Annotated in this window: 16 protein-coding genes; 5 read left to right on the forward strand and 11 right to left on the reverse strand. The window is 74.1% G+C overall.

Going from position 1 to position 17,945, the window contains the following annotated elements; genetic code table 11:
* Positions 1–4: 4 nt before the first annotated feature.
* The 7 genes from AB0M28_RS20450 to AB0M28_RS20480 form a co-directional block, all read right to left on the reverse strand.
* Positions 5–403, reverse strand: coding sequence for a DUF3995 domain-containing protein (locus AB0M28_RS20450; RefSeq protein WP_365406520.1), 399 nt, complete (start codon positions 401–403; stop codon positions 5–7).
* 629 nt (positions 404–1,032) lie between these two features.
* The gene (locus AB0M28_RS20455) at positions 1,033–2,037 is read right to left on the reverse strand and encodes a BadF/BadG/BcrA/BcrD ATPase family protein (RefSeq protein WP_365406523.1); all 1,005 of its coding nucleotides are present in this window, start codon (positions 2,035–2,037) and stop codon (positions 1,033–1,035) included.
* Complete coding sequence (locus AB0M28_RS20460) at positions 2,028–3,293, reverse strand: 6-phospho-beta-glucosidase (protein WP_365406526.1); 1,266 nt, start codon at positions 3,291–3,293, stop codon at positions 2,028–2,030. The genes AB0M28_RS20455 and AB0M28_RS20460 overlap by 10 nt, the downstream gene beginning before the upstream one ends.
* 5 nt (positions 3,294–3,298) lie before the next feature.
* On the reverse strand, positions 3,299–4,198 hold the full coding sequence (locus tag AB0M28_RS20465) for a carbohydrate ABC transporter permease (protein WP_365406529.1): 900 nt from the start codon (positions 4,196–4,198) through the stop codon (positions 3,299–3,301).
* 8 nt (positions 4,199–4,206) lie between these two features.
* Entirely contained in the window at positions 4,207–5,148 is a 942-nt protein-coding gene (locus AB0M28_RS20470; RefSeq protein ID WP_365406532.1) for a sugar ABC transporter permease, read from the reverse strand.
* 29 nt (positions 5,149–5,177) lie between these two features.
* The gene (locus tag AB0M28_RS20475) at positions 5,178–6,512 is read right to left on the reverse strand and encodes an ABC transporter substrate-binding protein (RefSeq protein WP_365406535.1); all 1,335 of its coding nucleotides are present in this window, start codon (positions 6,510–6,512) and stop codon (positions 5,178–5,180) included.
* A gap of 88 nt (positions 6,513–6,600) precedes the next feature.
* On the reverse strand, positions 6,601–7,809 hold the full coding sequence (locus tag AB0M28_RS20480) for an ROK family transcriptional regulator (protein ID WP_365406538.1): 1,209 nt from the start codon (positions 7,807–7,809) through the stop codon (positions 6,601–6,603).
* A gap of 168 nt (positions 7,810–7,977) precedes the next feature.
* On the opposite strand from AB0M28_RS20480, the gene AB0M28_RS20485 reads away from it, so the two are divergent.
* The 4 genes from AB0M28_RS20485 (at position 7,978) to AB0M28_RS20500 (ending at position 12,403) form a co-directional block, all read left to right on the forward strand.
* A complete protein-coding gene (locus tag AB0M28_RS20485; RefSeq protein ID WP_365406541.1) occupies positions 7,978–8,352 on the forward strand; it encodes a DUF1801 domain-containing protein in 375 nt (124 codons plus the stop codon).
* A gap of 111 nt (positions 8,353–8,463) precedes the next feature.
* Positions 8,464–9,795: a hypothetical protein gene (locus AB0M28_RS20490; protein WP_365406613.1), complete on the forward strand. Its 1,332-nt coding sequence runs from the start codon at positions 8,464–8,466 to the stop codon at positions 9,793–9,795.
* 92 nt (positions 9,796–9,887) lie between these two features.
* On the forward strand, positions 9,888–11,150 hold the full coding sequence (locus AB0M28_RS20495; protein WP_365406544.1) for a MoxR family ATPase: 1,263 nt from the start codon (positions 9,888–9,890) through the stop codon (positions 11,148–11,150).
* On the forward strand, positions 11,147–12,403 hold the full coding sequence (locus AB0M28_RS20500; protein WP_365406547.1) for a VWA-like domain-containing protein: 1,257 nt from the start codon (positions 11,147–11,149) through the stop codon (positions 12,401–12,403). The genes AB0M28_RS20495 and AB0M28_RS20500 overlap by 4 nt, the downstream gene beginning before the upstream one ends.
* On the opposite strand, the gene AB0M28_RS20505 is transcribed toward AB0M28_RS20500, so the two are convergent.
* From AB0M28_RS20505 to AB0M28_RS20515, 3 genes are all read right to left on the reverse strand, one after another.
* A complete protein-coding gene (locus AB0M28_RS20505) occupies positions 12,343–12,639 on the reverse strand; it encodes a hypothetical protein (RefSeq protein ID WP_365406550.1) in 297 nt (98 codons plus the stop codon). The two genes, AB0M28_RS20500 and AB0M28_RS20505, sit on opposite strands and share 61 nt — an antisense overlap.
* Entirely contained in the window at positions 12,636–14,003 is a 1,368-nt protein-coding gene (locus AB0M28_RS20510; protein ID WP_365406553.1) for a hypothetical protein, read from the reverse strand. The genes AB0M28_RS20505 and AB0M28_RS20510 overlap by 4 nt, the downstream gene beginning before the upstream one ends.
* A gap of 90 nt (positions 14,004–14,093) precedes the next feature.
* Complete coding sequence (locus AB0M28_RS20515; RefSeq protein ID WP_365406556.1) at positions 14,094–15,560, reverse strand: MFS transporter; 1,467 nt, start codon at positions 15,558–15,560, stop codon at positions 14,094–14,096.
* Between the two features lie 143 nt (positions 15,561–15,703).
* On the opposite strand from AB0M28_RS20515, the gene AB0M28_RS20520 reads away from it, so the two are divergent.
* A complete protein-coding gene (locus AB0M28_RS20520) occupies positions 15,704–16,375 on the forward strand; it encodes a TetR/AcrR family transcriptional regulator (RefSeq protein ID WP_365406559.1) in 672 nt (223 codons plus the stop codon).
* A 471-nt stretch (positions 16,376–16,846) separates the two neighbouring features.
* On the opposite strand, the gene AB0M28_RS20525 is transcribed toward AB0M28_RS20520, so the two are convergent.
* The gene (locus AB0M28_RS20525) at positions 16,847–17,890 is read right to left on the reverse strand and encodes a mechanosensitive ion channel family protein (protein ID WP_365406562.1); all 1,044 of its coding nucleotides are present in this window, start codon (positions 17,888–17,890) and stop codon (positions 16,847–16,849) included.
* Between the last annotated feature and the right edge of the window lie 55 nt (positions 17,891–17,945).

A 17,945-nucleotide genomic window follows, 5' to 3' on the forward strand; every position in this document is an offset into this window, starting at 1 on the left:
GTCGTCATGCGGCACGGGGTGAGTCTTCCCTGCGCACGGCCGCGAAGGAAGCGGCGGCCAGCACCGCGCACAGGGGTGTGTAGAGGACGGGGTTCAGCCAGTGGAACGCCGAGCCGTCGGGGGCGTCGGTGTCGAGCACGGTCATCCACGCGAGCCCCGCGAGGGTACGCAGGGTGAGACCGGCGCCGACGGCGACCGTTCCGTACCGCAGCAGCGGGTGCCGCGCGCGCAGGGCGACGGTGGCGGCGCCGCCGAACAGCAGCGCGGCCAGCGGCAGCAACACCCCCGGGGTGAAGGGCACGTCGGCGCCGAGCACGGCATACGACAACGTGCCCCGGTCCCCGGCGGGCCAGGTGGCCCCGGTCGCCCAGTAGAGATGGATCAGCCCGTCAACCCCCAACACGGCACTCACAACACCAGCAGCAGCACGCTGTCCTCGCACGGTCACCCTCCTGGAACGTAGAACCACTCTCACCCCACCAGAGGAAGCAAACGCCCCATAGGTTCCCCACGACTTCAGCAAGCCCGCGGCCCGGAAGCCCGGGCGGATCGTCAGGCCCGGCGGGCCGGGGGCCGAGGGCCGGCTACCGAGGGACCGGGGGGCTGGGGGCCCAGGGGCCGGGGGCCGGGGGGCGGAGCCCGGGCCCAGAGGGGCGGAGGGTTGGGGGGCGGAGCCCGGAGGAGCCGAGGGCCTGGGGCCCGGAGGGGCCTGGGAAGTACGGGCGCCCGTAGCGCCCGGGCGCCCGTGCCCGCGGAAGGCCGGGGCGGCATGGGGGGCCGGGGGCTTGGGGGCCCGGGGCCCCGGGGCGTCCGCAGGCGCCACCGCAGGCTGCGGGCAGGCGTGCCGCAGGGCGGCACGGGTGGGCGCAGCCGAACCGCACCCGGCAACGCGAACGCAACCACCCACACCACCTCGCCGGAGGCGCCGCAGGCTGCGGGCAGGCGTGGGCGCAGCCGAACCGCACCCGGCAACGCGAACGCAACCACACGTACCGCCCCGCCGCAGGCGCACCGCAGCCCGCCGCGCAGCGGCTACGCGTACTGGGCGCGCACGCGCCGCTGCGCCGACGGCGGCGCCCCCACCGCGTCCATCCCCAGCAGCACAGCACCGAGCACCGGCGGCGCCGTCACCACGTGCGTGACCGCCTTCGGGGCGCGGGCCGCCAGCCGGGCCCGGATGCCCGCGTCCAGCTGGGGGTGGCGGGCCGCCAGGACGCTGCCGCCGAGGACCACGTCCGCGGGCTCGGACAGCAGGTCCAGCTTCTCCAGCGCGACCGACGCCATCGCCACGACCTCGTCCGCCTGCCGGTCCACCAGGGACCGCGCCACGGGATCACCGGCCGCCGCGACGGCGAAGAGCACCGGCGCGATCTCGTGCCGCCGCGAGACCGGGACGCGGTCGAAGTGCAGGGCCTCGATCAGCTCGCCCATCGTGCGCAGCCGGAAGTGCTCGGGCACCGCCCGCGACAGCTCCGTCGGCTCGCCCCGGCCGTCCGCCGCACGCGCCGCGTACCAGAGCGCCTCGTCCGCCAGCCCGCCGCCGCCTCCCCAGTCGCCGGAGATCCGGCCGATCGCGGGGAAGCGCGTGGTGCGGCCGTCGGGCAGCATGCCGACGCAGTTGATCCCCGCGCCGCACACCACCGCGACGCCGCGCGGCTGTTCGACGCCGGCCCGCAGCACGGCGAAGGTGTCGTTGCGGACCTCGACCCCGGGGGCCCAGCCGCGCCGGGCGATGGCGGCGGTGAGCGCCTCCTCCTCGGCGGGGAAGTCCGCGTTGGCGAGGCACGCGGAGACGTGCCGGGCGAGGGGCCCGCTCCCGGCGGGGATCCCCGCGGACGCCGCGGCCTGGCGGACCGCCTCGGCCAGTACGTCGACGGCGGGTTCGACCCCCACCACGGGGGGCTGGAAGCCCCCCGAACGACCGGCTCCCAGCACCTCGCCGTCGGCGGAGACCAGGGCCACGTCGGTCTTGCTGTTGCCCGCGTCGACCGCCAGGACGGCGGCGGCCGGCGCGGACGCCCCCTGTGTCACGCCCACGCGAGGTGCTCCCGGTTGTGCGCGATCAGGGTGTCCGTGAGCGTGTCGGCGTAGGAGACCTGCCCGACCAGCGGGTGGGCCAGCAGGGCCTTGAAGACGCGGTCGCGGCCGCCGCGCAGGGCGGCCTCCAGCGCCAGGTCCTCGTAGGCGGTGACATGCGAGATCAGCCCCGCGTACAGCGGGTCGAGCGGCGCGACCGGCAGCGGAGCGGCGCCGCTGCCGTCCACCCGGGCCGGGACCTCGATCACCGCGTCGTCGGGGAGGAAGGGCAGCGTGCCGTTGTTGAGGGTGTTGACCACCTGCACGGAGCCGGCGCCGGACCCGAGCAGCGACCCGGCGAGCGCCACCGCCGCCTCGGAGTAGAACGCGCCGCCGCGCCTCGACAGCAGCTCGGGCTTCTCGTCGAGCGCCGGATCGCCGTACATCGCGAGCAGCTGCCGCTCGATCTCGGCGACCTCCGCGGCCCGCGAGGGCTTGGACCGCTGCTCGGTGACGACCTCGTCGTGGGCGTAGTAGTAGCGCAGGTAGTAGGAGGGGACGACGCCGAGCCGGTCCAGCACCGAGGCGGGCAGGTGCAGTTCGTCCGCGATCCGCGCCCCGTGCTCGGCGATGAGCTTGGGCAGGACGTCCTCGCCGTCCGGGCCGCCGAGCCGCACGCCCCGCTCCCAGGTGAGGTGGTTCAGCCCGACGTGGTCCAGATGCACCTGCTCGGGGGCGACGTCCAGCAGCCCGGCGAACTTGCGCTGGAGGTGGATGGCCACGTTGCACAGGCCGACGGCCTTGTGCCCGGCCTGCAGCAGCGCCCGGGTGACGATCCCCACCGGGTTGGTGAAGTCGATGATCCACGCGTCGGGGTTGGTACGGCGTACCCGCTCGGCGATGTCCAGCACGACCGGAACGGTCCGCAGCGCCTTGGCCAGCCCGCCCGCGCCGGTGGTCTCCTGGCCTATGCAGCCGCACTCCAGCGGCCAGGTCTCGTCCTCGTTGCGGGCCGCCTGGCCGCCGACGCGCAGCTGCAGGAGCACCGCGTCGGCGCCCTCGACGCCCGCGTCCAGATCGGAGGTGGTGGTGATCCGGCCGCCGTGGCCCTGTCTGGCGAAGATCCTCCTGGCCAGCCCGCCGACCAGTTCGAGCCGCTCGGCGGCGGGGTCGATCAGTACGAGCTCGTGGATCGGCAGGGCGTCGCGCAACCGCGCGAACCCGTCGATGAGCTCTGGCGTGTACGTGCTACCGCCGCCGACGACTGCGAGTTTCATACCGGTTATCCCTTTACTCCCGTGAGAGTGATGCCTTCGATGAAGGCTTTCTGTGCGAAGAAGAACAGCGCGATGACCGGGGCCATGACCAGCACGGTCGCGGCCATCGTGAGGTTCCAGTTGACGTGGTGCGTGGTCCTGAAGGACTCGAGACCGTAGGAGAGCGTCCACGCCGTCGGATCCTCGGATGCGTAGATCTGAGGTCCGAAGTAGTCGTTCCAGCAGTAGAAGAACTGGAAGAGGGCCGCCGCCGCGATGCCCGGCTTCGCCATCGGCACCACCACCCGCAGCAGCGTGCGCAGTTCACCGCAGCCGTCGACGCGCGCGGCGTCGAGGTACTCGTCGGGCACGGTGAGCAGGAACTGCCGCAGCAGGAAGATGGAGAAGGCGTCGCCGAAGGCCAGCGGGATGATGATGGGCCACAGGGTGCCGCCCATGTGCATCTGCTTGGTCCAGAACAGGTACATCGGGATGATGACCACCTGGGGCGGCAGCATCATCGCCGAGATGGTGAGCACCATCGCCAGGTTCCGGCCGCGGAACCTGAACTTGGCCAGGGCGTAGGCGACCGGGACCGACGACAGCACCATGAGGACGGTGCCGAGGCCCGCGTACATCAGGGTGTTGCCCCACCACTTGACGAAGTTCGGGGACTCCCACACCTGCGCGAAGTTGCCCCACTCCCAGGTGTCCGGCGTGAGATCGCGGGTGAGGGCCTGCCGGTCGCTCATCACCGCGGTGAGGAAGATGAAGACGAACGGCAGGACGAAGAACAGGCCGGCGGCGACGGCCAGGGCGTGCACCGCCACCCACTCCAGCAGCGCCTTGCGGCGCGCGGTCCGGGCGGCCGGTGTGAGCGGCCGGGCCGGCTGCCGCACCTGTACGGGGCTGATGACCTGGGTCATGGTCTCCCTCACTCCCCGCCCTGGACGAGGCCGAACCGCCTACGCATGAGCAGCAGGGTGAACGCCATCGAGCACGCGAACAGCACCAGCGCGATGACGCAGGCCGCGCCGTAGTCGCCGCGCTGGAAGGCCAGGTTGTAGATGGACGACGGCAGGGTCAGGGTGGACTTCTCCGGATAGCCGGGTTCGACCACCTCGCCGGCGCCGCCGGCCTCGCCGCTGGAGACCTTCCCGGCGACCACCGCCTGGGTGTAGTAGCTCATGATCTGGATGGCGCCGGTGACCACCGCGAACACGATGATGGGCTTGATGTTCGGCAGGGTGATGTAGCGGAAGCGGTGCCAGGAGTTCGCCCCGTCCAGCTCGGCCGCCTCGTACTGCTGCTTCGGTACGTCGAGCAGCGCGGCCAGGAAGATGACCATGAGGTCGCCGATGCCCCACAGCGCGAGCAGGGTCAGCGCCGGCTTCGACCAGTCGGCGTCCTTGAACCAGCCGGGCTCGGGCAGCCCCAGTCCGCCCAGCACGGTGTTCACCGGCCCGGTCCCGGGGTTGAGCAGGAACACGAACGCCAGCGTGGCCGCCACCGGCGGGGCGAGGTAGGGCAGATAGAAGAAGGTGCGGAAGAGGTTGCCGCCCCGCCTGAGTCTGGTGACGAGCATCCCGATGCCCAGCCCGAAGGCCACCCGGGTGCTGACCATCACGACCACCAGCCACAGGGTGTTGCGCAGGGACGGCCAGAAGAACGGGTAGTCCTGGAAGACGTACGCCCAGTTCTGGGTGCCGCTCCAGGTCGGGGCCGAGTAGCCGTCGTAGTGCGTGAAGGAGAAGTAGACGGTCGAGATCAGCGGGTAGACGAAGAAGACGCTGAACCCGATCAGCCAGGGGGAGAGGAAGCCGAGGGTGCGAAGCGCCGCCATGCGGCGCTTCGCCCTCAGCGCTGGATGCGCCATTGCCATCGTGTGCAGTCCCCGCCTCTCCGCTACCGGGCCTGCTCGATGTCCTTGTCGACCTGTTCGTCGACGGCCTTCAGTCCGCCGGCCAGATCGGTCTTCTTGCCCGACTCGAAGTCGTAGCTGAAGTCCTGCAGCGTCAGCTGGTACGCGCCGCCGTTGACCGCCGCGGGGGTGGTCGTCGAGCCGGCGTCGGCGGCGATGTCCATGAAGACCTGGAAGTTCGGGGTGATCTCCAGAGCGGGCGACTTCATCGCCTCGAAGGTGGACGGCACGTTGTGGATGGCGTTGGAGAAGCTGACCACGGCCTCGGTGTCGGTGGTCATGAACTTGATCAGCTCCCAGGCGGCGTTCTTCTTAGGGCTGTTGTTGGCCATCCCGATGATGGTGCCGGACAGATAGCCCTTGCCGTAGCTGTCGGCCTGGTCGTCCGCGACCGGGAAGGGGGCCACGCCGATCTCGAAGTCGACGCCCGCGGCCGTGGCCATGCCCTCGCGCCACTCACCGTCGAACTGCATCGCGACCTGGCCGGTGTGGAAGGGGTGCTCGGCGCCGAACTCGTCGCCGAAGGTGGAGCGGAACTTCTCCAGCTTCTGGAAGCCGCCGAGGTCGTTCATCAGCTTCTGCTGGTCGGTGAGCATCTGCGCGAAGGCGGGGTTCGTCGACATCGCGGCCTTGCCGCCGTCGAAGTACGTGGCGCCGTACTGGGCGGCGGCGCGGGTGGTCGTCCACTGGAAGTTGTGCCAGTTGGGCAGGATGCCGAGCTGCTCGTAGCTGTCGCCCTTGGTCTTGGTCAGCTTCTTCGCGACCTCGCGCAGCTCCGACATCGTCTTCGGCGGGGCCGTGATCCCGGCCGCCTCGAAGGCGTCCTTGTTGTAGTACAGGCCGAAGGAGTCGCCGAGCAGCGGCAGGGAGCAGTGGTTGCCCTCGAACTGGGTGTACTCGTTCATCGCCGCCGGGAAGGTCTTCGCCGGGTCGATCTTCGACTTCTCGAGGAACGGGTTGAGGCTGGCCCAGGCCTTCGACGAGCAGAACTTGCCCACGTTGTCGGTGGTGAACGACGAGACGACGTCGGGCGACTTGGGGCCGCGGGCCCGCAGCGCCTGGTCGATCTTCTCGTCGGTGATACCGCCGACGGCCTTCACATGGATGTTGGGGTGGGCCTTCTCGAAGCGGTCGATGTTGTCCTGGATCGCCTTGACCTCGTTCTTCTCCGACCAGCCGTGCCAGAAGGTGATCGTGGTCTCCTTGCTGGCGTCGTCGTTCGCTCCTGAGTCGTTGCTGCCCGTACAGGCACTGGCTATCAGGGATATCGCCGCCGCGGCGGCGAGTGCCGCCGCGGCCCGGTGGGACGTCGTGCGCATGGTGTGCCTCCTGGGCAGTCAGAAGGTGCGTGGATCCGTGCGGGCGGTGCGGACGTGTACAGCGGGGGGTAAGCGGGGACGGGCGGGCTCAGCGCGAGGTGTCGAAGACCTCGTCGCGGGTGGTCGCCAGGGCGGCCTCCAGCGCCCCGCGCAGGACCGGGTCGTCCTGCACGGTGGCGATGGCCACCTGGGGGCGGGGCGCGGCCAGTTCGGCCAGCTCGGCGGCGACCAGCTCCCGCAGGGGCTCGCCGCCCGCGCTGTTGACCGAGCCGGAGAGCACGATCAGCTCGGGGTCGAGGACGGCGACGACGGAGGCCAGGCCGAGGGCCAGGGCGGTCGCGTAGTGCTGCAGGAACTCGCGGTGGGCGGGCTCGGCCGGTTCGGCGGCCGCGCGGGCGAGCAGGGCGGCGGAGACCTCGTCGTGGCGGCCGTCGGGGACGTCCAGGCCGAGCCCGCGGGCGTACGCGGGAAGCTCCTGGGCGCCGGCCAGCTCCTGGAAACCACCGCTGTTGACCTTGGACACCTGGCGGATGACGGGCGCGCCCGGCACCGGCAGGAAGCCGAACTCTCCCGCGCCGCCGGTGAAGCCGCGGTGCAGCCGGCCGTCGATGACGATGGCGCCGCCGATGCCGAACTTGTTCCACAGCAGGACGAAGTCGTCCCGGTCGCGGGCGACGCCCAGGCGCTGCTCGGCGATCGCGGCGAGGTTCACGTCGTTCTCGTACTCGATGGGCATCGGCAGCGCGGCGGCCAGCTCGTCGAGCAGGGTGGGGCTGTGCCAGCCGGGCAGATGGGAGGCGTAGCGCAGCCGGCCCGTGCTCGGGTCGAAGGCGCCCGGGGTGCCGATGACCAGCCGGTGCAGGTCCTCGCGGACGAGCCCGGCGGCCTTCACGGCGCCGTCGACGGCCTTCACCACCTGCTCGGCGGTGTCCTTGGAGCGGTGGCGCGGCGTCGGGAGCTCGTACAGTCCGGTGATCCGGCCGGTGATGTCGGCGACGCCGGCGCGGATGCCGTCGGTGGTGACGTCGAGCCCGGCGACGTGGGCGGTCCGCGGGTTCAGTGCGTACAGCTGGGCGTTGGGACCGGGACTCCCCTCACTCGTTCCGGTCACGACGACCAGTCCGGCGCTCTCCAGCCGGGCGAGCAGCTGCGAGGCGGTGGGCTTCGACAGCCCGGTGAGCCGGCCGATCCGCGTCCGGGTGAGCGGCCCCAGCTCCAGCAGCGCGTCGAGCGCCGCCCGGTCGTTCATGGCCCGCAGCACCTTCGGCGTCCCCGGCGTACCACTGCGCTCGGCCATCCGGGCCACCCCCTTGACGTGGACTGTTAAGAAACCTTCCTATCGATGCGGTGACGTTACGGCCCGGACCGCGGGGGCGTCAATGGGCCGCGGGGGTCGGATACGCAAGCGTTACGGCCGCGGGGTGTCCGGCAGGCCGGTATCCGGACCGCGTGCCAGACTGACGGCATGAGCAGACCGCAGACGGTCGAGGAGTATCTGGACGGTTTCACCGGACCGGGCCGCGAGCTGCTGGAGCAACTGCGCGCACTCGTCCACGAGTCGGTCCCCGACGTCTCCGAGGCGGTGAAGTGGGGCTCCCCGGCGTTCCTGCACCCCTCCACCGGGACGATCCTGGTCATGGTGAGCGGCCACCAGAAGCACGCCGGCTTCGTCGTCACCCCGAGCACCATGGCGGCCTTCGCCCCGGATCTCACGGGCTTCGAGACGGGCAAGGGCACGGTCAAACTCCCCTACGGCGAACCGGTTCCGGCGGAGCTCCTGCAGCGCATGATCGCGTTCCGGGTGCGGGAGCACGAGGACGACGGCGTGAAGTGGATGTGAGCCGGCACCGGGGCCGGGGCCTGGCACGGCGGCGGGCGGGGCGCTAAGGTCATCCGCGATGACTACTTCCTCTGTTGACAGATTGGGGGACCCGACCGCGCAAGGTGCGTGCTGATGCCCACCACCGCGCACGGGGACTCCCGGCTTTCCTTCTGGCTGCGGGTACGTGAGTACGCCGTACCGCCGCCCGTCATCGAGACCGCGACCGCCCGCCGCCTGAGCGGCGACTGGGGCGGTGCCTGCGCCGCCGCGGGCGTCGACACCGATCTCGATCTGCGCCTCCTGGCCCGCCGCGGCGGCCGGGAGCTCGCCGCCGTCGTACGCTCCGACCTCCGCCGTCTCGCACCCGACCTGCTGCGCTGGCACCTCCCCCGGATCGGGCCCGACGGGCTGCTCCGGCCCGGGCTCACGATCCCGCTGGCGCGGTACGCCACGGACGAGGGCCCGGTCCAGCTCGTGGTCCGCACCGCGCCCGCCTGGGCGGACGCCGGGCAGCGGCTGAGCCTCGCGCTGTGGGGCGGGCCGGACGGCGACCGTTGCCCGCATCCGCATCCGCGTCCCAGCCGGCGCTTCCGGCTCGATCTGCACCGGCATCTGTGGGACGCGCGCAGGGCGCACGAACTGCGCTCCCGCGCGGGGGATCCCGCCACGCGACTCCCCTCCCCTGTCACACCGTTCGTGCCCTCGGGGCTCGCCTGCGCCGTCGGCCGGTGGTCGGACGAGGCGGGCTTCCTGCTGGGCGCCGAGGGGCGGTCCTCCGGTGCTGTCGCGGTACGGCTGGGGGGCGGTCGCCGGCTGCTGCTGGAGGTTGCCGGCGGGCGGATCGCGTCGGTGTCCCGGGGGGACGGCGGGTCCGGGACTCCGGTGCTGCCCGACGCGGCGACGTGGGTGCTGCCCGACCTGGAGCTGTTGCGGGCGGGGGCGATCGACGCCGGCCGGCTGCATCCCCTGGTCGCGGAGGCGCTCGCGCCGGGGTCGGCCGGACCGGCGCCTACGCCGGGCCTGCCCGGCGGGCCGCGGATCGTCGAGTGCCGGGGCGCCCGGCACCGGATCGGCTTCGTGGACGGGGCGTTGACGCCGCTGGACCACGATCCGGCCGAGCTGCGCCGGGAGGAGCTCCTGGTCGCGTTCGGCGGTCCGCCGCTGCCCTGTCTGCGGGTCATCGACGTGGCCCACCGGCGGCCCGACAGCCTCACGGACGTCCGCGAACGCCTCAACCACGGCGACGTCGCCGGCGCGCTGGCCGTCGTCGAGGGCCTGCTCGGCCCGGACGCGGTGCTGCGCGACGGGGCGCTGCGCGACGCGCTGCGGGACGCGGCCGACCGCCGGGTCACGTACGGCCTGTACCGGGCGGGCCTGACCCGGCCGGGGCGGTCCGGGCCGCCGCGTACGGAGCCGCGCCGTACGCGGGGCCGCGGCCGCAACGCCACGGCCTCCTCCTGACTCACCAGGGCCCGGCCGCCGGTCCCGCACGTCCTGACCCGGCGGGCCCCGCGGCCCGCGCCCATCGGCTTCTCACACCCCAAGGTGATCCTTTGACGCCCACGCACGCCCACGCCGTCCCGACCGAACTCGACGTCGCCGACCGGCTACTCGGCCTCCTCCGCGACACCGGCACCGAACTCCGTCCCGACCTGCAGCTGGAGGCGCTGACGCTCGCCGTCGCGGCCGATCTGCCCGTACTGCTGTGGGGGGAGCCGGGGATCGGGAAGACCGCCGCGCTGACGCAGCTCGCCGAGGCGCTGGAGCTGCCGCTCACCACCGTGATCGCCAGCGTGCACGAGCCGTCCGACTTCTCCGGGCTGCCCGTCATCGGCGACGACCCCGCCGAGCAGGGCGTGCCCATGGCGCCGCCGGACTGGGCGGTGCGCCTGGTACGGGCCGGGCGGGGGCTGCTGTTCCTGGACGAGCTGTCGACGGCGCCCCCCGCCGTACAGGCCGCCCTGCTGCGGCTGGTGCTGGAACGGCGCGTCGGCGCCCTGCGGTTGCCGCCCGGGGTGCGGATCGTTGCCGCCGCCAACCCGCGCTCGTCGGCGGCCGACGGCTGGGAGCTGAGCCCGCCGCTGGCCAACCGGTTCGTGCATCTGCGGTGGGTCCACGACCACGAGGTCGTCGTGCGCGGCCTCGGCGGCACCTGGCCCCGTGCCGCCCTTCCCCGCCTCGTCCCCGAACGGCTGGCGGAGTCCGTGGACTTCGCCCGCCGCGCGGTGTGCGGTCTGCTCGCCGCGCGGCCCGGGCTCGTGCACCGGCTGCCCGACGGCGAGACGCGGCGCGGCGGCGCCTGGCCGTCGCCCCGCAGCTGGGAGATGACCGTGCGGCTGGTCGCCTTCGCGACGGCCGCCGGCTCCTCCCGGGACGTCCTGTCCCTGCTGGTCCGCGGAACCGTCGGCGACGGTCCCGGACTGGAACTGCTCGCCTCGATGGACCGGATGGACCTGCCGGACCCCGAGGTGCTGCTGGCCGATCCGGCCGCCGCCGTCCTGCCCGGGCGCGGCGATCTGCGCCAGGCCGTCCTGGACGGCGTGGTCGCGGCGGTCCGCGCGCGCCCGTCCCGCGCCCGCTGGGACGCCGCGTGGACGCTGCTGGTGCGGGCGCTGGAGACGGGCGCCCCGGACGTGGTCGTCGTACCCGCGACCACGCTCGCGTCCCTGCGCCGGGAGGACTGGGAGGTGCCGGCGGCGATCGAACGGCTGGCCGGGGTGATCACGCTGTCCCGGCGTGCGGATCTCGTGGCGGCCGACGCGACCCGGCGCGCGGATCTCGCGGCTGCGAACGCGACCCCCCGGCCGGTCCGATGAGCGGGCAGCCGGGGCCGGGCCCCGACAAGCCGGACGTCGGCGAGCTGGACCTCGACAAGCTGTACACCGCGCGCCTGCTCGCCGCCCGGGTCCGCCCGTACCTGGCGACCGCGCTGTTCGCCCTGCACACGGTGGAGTCGCCGCGGACGCTGACGATGGCCGTCGACCGGTACTGGCGGTGCTACGTCTCCCCCGCGTTCGTGGCCCGGATGTCCGTGGAGCATCTGGCCGGCGTCTGGGTCCACGAGGTGTCGCACCTGCTGCGCGACCACCACGGCCGCGGCGACCGCTACGCCCACGCGCACGGCCTGACCGGCGCCGGGGAGCGGCTGCGGATGAACATCGCCGCGGACTGCGAGATCAACGACGACGTGTACGGCGAGGGGCTGAAGCGACCGCCGGGCGCCGTCATGCCGCAGCGTCTCGGGCTGTCGCAGGGCGAGCTGATGGAGGACTATCTGCGCCAGTTCGGACTGGGCCCGCTCACCCAGGACTTCGTCTGGCTGGACTGCGGCAGCGGCGCGGACGGCCTCGAACGGGAGTGGGACCTGGGCCCGGACGGCGCGCACGGACTCAGCGACCAGGAGCGCGACCTGGTCCGCTTCCGGGTGGCGCAGGGCATCGTCGGGTGTCCGGGGAGCGCGCCGAAGGGCTGGCAGCGGTGGGCGGAGGAGGTGTTCCACCCGCCGCAGCCGTGGCGGGCGCTGCTCGGCGCGGCCGTCCGCTCGGCGGCCTCCGCCCCGGGCGCGGGCGAGGACTACAGCTACGGGCGGCCCTCGCGCCGCTCGACGGCGGTGAAGGGCGCGGTCCTGCCGAGCCTGCGGCGCCGGCCGCCCAGGGTATCCGTCGTCATCGACACCTCCGGTTCGGTCAGCGACTCCGAGCTGGGCAGCGCGCTGCTGGAGGTCACCGCGATCTCCCGGGCGGTGGGCGGCCGCAGCGACCAGGTCACCGTGGTGCCGTGCGACGCGGCGGCGCGCGTCGCCCACCCGCTGTGCCGCGCCGAGGGGATCCCGCTGCTGGGCGGCGGCGGTACGGACCTGCGGACCGGTTTCGCGACCGCGCTGCGTACCCGCCCCGACGTGGTCGTCGTCCTGACGGACGGCCAGACGCCGTGGCCGGACCGGCAGCCGGCGTGCCGGACGGTGGTGGGGCTGTTCCCGCGCGGCAGCGCCTGGAGCGAGCACCACCACTACGCTCCGACCGGCCCGCCCTCCTGGGCGCGGGTCGTGGAGATCGGCGCGGGGCGCTGAGGACGGTGCAGCGCCGCTTCGTGCCGGGCCAGCGCGTCCGCCGCCCGCCGCAGCGAAGCCGCCGCGCGGTCGCAGCGCAGGGCGAGAGAGCGCAGGTCGGCGGCCGGCGAGGCGGCGGACAGCTCGCGCAGCCGCGTCCCGCGGGCGCTCAGCTCCGCCGCCTGCTCCCGCAGCCGCGCCGACCAGTCGCCGGTGTCCGGGCGGCCGGGCGCCCGGACGGGGTCGACGGCCGTCACCGGTCGAACAGCCGGAAGACGGCGGTCTCGGCGACCGCGCCGGTGTAGTCGGCGAGCAGGGCGTCCACGCGGTCACGCTCCTCCGGGACGAGCCGGTCCAGGTTCTGGACGTACGCGGCGAGGCTGTGGCTGAGGGGGAAGGTGTACGACGGGTCGGTCCAGCGGATCTCCACCCAGTCCGCGGGCGCCGGGAGGAGCCCGTCGCCGCCGAGGCGGGGCACCACGTCGTGCTCGTTGACGAGGGTGATCACCTGGGTGCGCGGGTCGTACGGCAGGACCAGCGCGACGGGCGCGCCCACGGCGACCACATGGGTGAGCTGCCAGGCGTCGTTGGCCTCCGGCATGCCCGCGAGGTCGACCGCCGCGACCCCGCCCGCGCCGTGCCCGATGAGCGCCACCTCGGCGTCCTCCGGCAGTACGTGCCCCAGCGCCCGGTAGGCGGCCCGGGTGTACGCGGAGCCCGGGCGGCCGGCCGCCCCGGCCGCGGCGGCCAGGTCGTGCAGGCCGGCGGCTGCCCCGGCGGGCCGGTCGGGCAGCAGCACGACGTAACGCTCCACGCCGTCGCGCCCGGACGTGATCCGCCGGACGACGATCCGCCCGTCGGCGCCGAGGACCTCCAGCGTCTCCAGGCCGCCGGGCAGCGGACCGGACCGGCCGCCCGTCGTGAGCGCCGGGTCCGCCGGGACCCGCCGCACCCGAGAGGCCGGCAACCACCGCCACCGGCGGCGGCGGGCGGGGTGGGGGCGGCCGGTGACGACGGACCAGGCGTCGCGCCGGGCGCCGGGGCGGCCGGTGACGACGGACCAGGCGTCGCGCCGGGCGCCGGGGCCGCCGTCGAGCAGCTGCCGCCACGCCCGCACGACGGCGTGCGCGGGGGCGAGGACGGCGAGCGCGTCACCGGTGCCGTGGTCCCGTACGGGCCGCGCGAGGACCCCGGCGGCCCGCGGCCGGTCGTCGTCGGCGACGGCGTCGAGCAGCGCCCGCACGGCCGGGTTCTCCCGCAGCTCGGGGTGGGAGGCGGCGCACAGCGCGACGCGCAGCTTCAGCGACGACACCGCCACCTCGGTCGCCAGGCCCCGCCGCCCGGTCCTGCGGGCCAGCCAGGCCGCGGCCCGGCCCGCCCACACCAGCGGCCGCCAGCCCCGCTCCGGCTCCGGTACCTGGGCCAGCCCCTCCCGCTCGGTGAGCGCCCTCGCGACCGCCCGGACGGCGGGGCCGCCGGTGCGGGGCGAGCGCAGCAGGGAGGCGGCGAACGCGGGGTCCGCCAGCACGGCGCTCGCCTCGCGTCCGGCGGTGCGGACCGCCTCCGCGGCTTCGGCGACTTCGCGGGCGGTGGAGGCGCGGGATATGAGGGCGTCGGGCATGTCCTCTATTGAGGGGCCCGGCCGGGGCGGGCGCATCGCGGTGGCAGCAACCGGGTGACGGCCGTTTCCCGAGGTAGGGGGTGGGGCGCGTCAGTCCGCCACGGCGACGGGGTCGGGGGTCTTCGCCTGTACGGCCCGGCCGGGCGGGCTCGTACGCCGCAGGACCACCAGGGCGGTGACCGCGGCGGCGGTCAGCAGTGCGGCGCCGAGGCTGAGCCCCAGCGCGTAACCGTCGCTCAGGGCCGCGGGCGTCATGGAGCCGCCGGTGCGGTCGTCGGCCGCGGTGCCGAGGGCGGCGAGGCCCAGCGAGGCGCCGATCTGCCGCGAGCTGTTGAGCAGACCCGAGGCGGTGCCCGCCTCGTGGGGCGCGACACCGGCGGTGGCGGTCGAGACGACCGGCGCGAGGCAGAGCCCGAACCCGATGCTCGTGACGAGCGACGGTCCGAGCACGTCGGCGGTGAAGGAGCCGTCGGCGCTGATCAGCCCGAACCAGGCGAGCCCCGTCGCGGTGACCAGCCCGCCTGCGACGAGCAGGGTGCGGGGCGCGACCCGGTAGCCGAGCTTCACGGCGAGCACGGAGCCGGCGACCATGCCGAGGGCGAAGGGCAGGAACATCGCCCCGGTGCGGGCCGGGCCGGTGCCGAGGACGCGCTGGAGGTAGAGCGAGACGAAGTAGAACGCCGAGGCCATGGCCGCGCCGACCAGGAGGTTGAAGGCGTTCGCGCCGGCGACGTTGCGGTTGGCGAAAAGGCCGAGCCGGACCAGGGGTTCACGGGTGGTGGTGCGCTCGACGTACAGGAACGCGGCGAGCAGGACGACGGCCGCCGCCAGGGTCGTCAGCGTCACCGGCGAGGTCCACGCGTACCGGTCGGTGCGTACGACGCCGAACACCAGCAGGGTCATCCCCGCGGTGGCCAGGACGCCGCCCAGCACGTCCGTCCGGCCGCCGCGGGCGCTGCCCGCTCCGCCGGCGATGCCGCGCCAGGTCAGGGCCAGCGCGGCGGCGGCCATCGGCACGTTCACGAACATCACCCAGCGCCAGCCGGCGTACTCGGTGAGCAGACCGCCGATCAGTACGCCGAAGGCGCCGCCCGCGGCGTTGGTCGCGCTCCACACCCCGAACGCCCTGATCCGCTCCCGCCCCGAGGGGAACGTCGAGGTCAGCTGTGCCAGCGCGGCCGGGGCGAGCGCCGCCGCCCCGACCCCCTGGGCGGCGCGGGCGGCCACGAGCTGGCCGGGGTCCTGGGCGAACCCGCCGAGCAGCGAGGCCACGCCGAAGAGCGCGAGCCCGGCCGTCAGCACCCGTTTGCGGCCGTACCGGTCGGCGGCCTTGCCGCCGAGCAGCAGCAGGCCGCCGAAGGCCAGGGCGTACGCGTGGATCACCCAGGTCAGCCCCAGCGGGCTGAAGCCGAGGCCGGTGGCGATCTCGGGCAGTCCGACGTTCACGACGGACAGGTCGAGGGACACCATGAACTGGACGACGGCCACGGCCGCCAGGGTCATGCCGGGGCGGGCGGTGCGGCCCGGACCGGCCGTGCGGGGTGGGCTGTTCGTCATTGCGGACTCCGTCCTCGGTGCTGCCTCCGCCCGGTACGGGCGACTTTTCGAACGCGTTCCTAAAGTAGCATCGCGGCGGTCCCGGCCGCCAAGGGGACGGGGTGAACCACGGGGATGCGGGGGCGGCGCGGCATGATGGGGCCATGCCCCGAACGACCGCACCGCAGGGCCGGACCGGCCGGCCGCCCGTCACCTCCCGCGCGGAGATCCTGGCGGCGGCCCGCCGGCTCATCGACCGCGACGGCTGGGAGAAGCTGACCATCCGCCGGCTGGCCGCGGAGCTCGGTGTCGGGGCGACGACGCTCTACCACCACATCCGCAACAAGGAGGACCTGCTGGTCCTGCTGCTCAACCACTACATCGAGCAGCTCGAGCGCCCGGCGCCGCCCGCGGACCCGCGCGAGCGGGTGCTCGCCGCGGCCACCGCGATGCACGACGCGCTCGCCGGCTGGCCGTGGGCGGCGGAGGTCCTCACGGCGGACGGCTTCATCGGCCTGCTCGACGAGTCGGCGCTGTGGATGGTGGAGGAGATCCTGGCCGGGGCGGAGGACGCGGGCCTCACGCCCGACGGGGCGGTGCGTCTCTTCCGCGGCGTCTGGTACTACACGGTGGGCGAGATCCTCGTCCGCGCCCACACCCGCAACCGCGACGAGTCGGCTCCCCTGCCGCCGTTCCGCGCCGCCTTCGACGCGGACCGCGTCCCGCACCTCGCGGCGATCGGCACCCGCTGGGGCACCCTCGCAGCCGAGAACACATACCCCGAGGGCCTACGCGCCCTGGTCGACGGCCTCCTACGAAACCCCTCAACACACTGACCCCCTCCGCCCGAAGCGGACCACCGCCCCGCACCGACGGGATCCGGCGCGCCGATTCGCTTGCCCCCCGCGGGAGGGGTTCGGGGCCGGACCCCGAGAATCCGTTGGGCCACCCTCCCCGCGGGAGGGGTCCGGGACGCGGCCCCTGGACTCCGCCCCGCTCAGGCAACCCCCTCCCCCACGGGGCCTGAGGGCGAGCCCTGGAGTCTGGTCGGGCGAACGGCCACGCCGCCACGGGCCCGCCCGGGGGTCCCGGTGGCCTGCCACAGTCGGAGAGGTCCCGTGCCGCCCCATACCCACCCCGGGGTTGGGGGCGCAGCCAACGGAAGCCGACCCGCTCACAGCCGCGCCCCACGGGGGTCTGGGTCGGAGCCCCCGGAATCCGCCCCGCACACGCAACCACCCCGCCCGACGGGGTCCGGGGGCGCAGCCCCATCCGCGGCGCGCCCCGGTGCGGGAGCTGAACTTCGGCTAGCGCCCCTGCGGGACCACCGGGGCCGGGGCCGCCGGGGCCACCGCGTGGGCCGAGGGGGGTGCTACCGAGGCCGCGGGGTCGCCCTCCTGGGGGGTTTCGACCGGGGTTGAGGCCTCGACGCGGATGCCGGCCGCGTCCAGCGCGCGCTTGATTCGCCAGCGCAGCTCGCGTTCGACGCCCGCCGCCTTGCCCGGCATCGTCTTCGCCTGGACGCGGACGACCACCGACTCCAGGCCGACCTCGGACAGGCCCAAAACCTCCACCGGGCCCCACAGCTGCTCGCTGAAGGGCTCCGCCTTCGCCATGTCCTCACCGGTCTTGGTGATGATCTCGCGCGCCCGGTCCAGGTCCGTGTCGTACCGCACCTGGACGTCGACGCCCGCCGTCGACCAGCCCTGGGAGAGGTTGCCGATGCGCTTGACCTCGCCGTTGCGCAGGTACCAGATCTCGCCGTTCTCGCCGCGCAGCTTCGTCACCCGCAGGCCGACCTCGATGACCTCGCCGGAGGCGACGCCCGCGTCGACCGTGTCGCCCACGCCGTACTGGTCCTCGATGATCATGAAGACGCCGGACAGGAAGTCCGTCACCAGGTTCCGCGCGCCGAAGCCGATCGCCACACCCGCGACCCCCGCCGACGCCAGCAGGGGCGCCAGGTCGATCTCCAGTGCGCCCAGGACCATCAGGCCCGCTGTGCCGAGGATCACGAAGGACGACACGCTCCGCAGCACCGAGCCGATGGCCTCCGAGCGCTGCCGGCGCCGCTCGGCGTTCACCAGGAAGCCGCCGAGCGCGGTCTCCTCGACGGCCTCCGCGGTGCGGTTCATCCGCTGTATCAGGCGGGTGAGCATCCGGCGTACGGCGGTCCGCAGCACCACCGCTATCGCGACGATCAGGAAGATCCGCAGCCCCGTGGCCGCCCACGCCTCCCAGTTGCGCTCCACCCAGCCGGCGGCGGCCTGGGCGTCGTTCCCGGCCGCTTCGACCGACGAGGCGGCGGCGGGCGAGGCGGAGACGAGGCGGGCTGCGGCTGACGCGAGCACTGCGGGACCTTTCGTACCGGAACGGGGACCCCAACACCCTAGCCGGACCCCGCCG

It is taken from the genome of Streptomyces sp. NPDC051940 (genome assembly GCF_040680895.1).
Classification (GTDB): Bacteria; Actinomycetota; Actinomycetes; order Streptomycetales; family Streptomycetaceae; genus Streptomyces.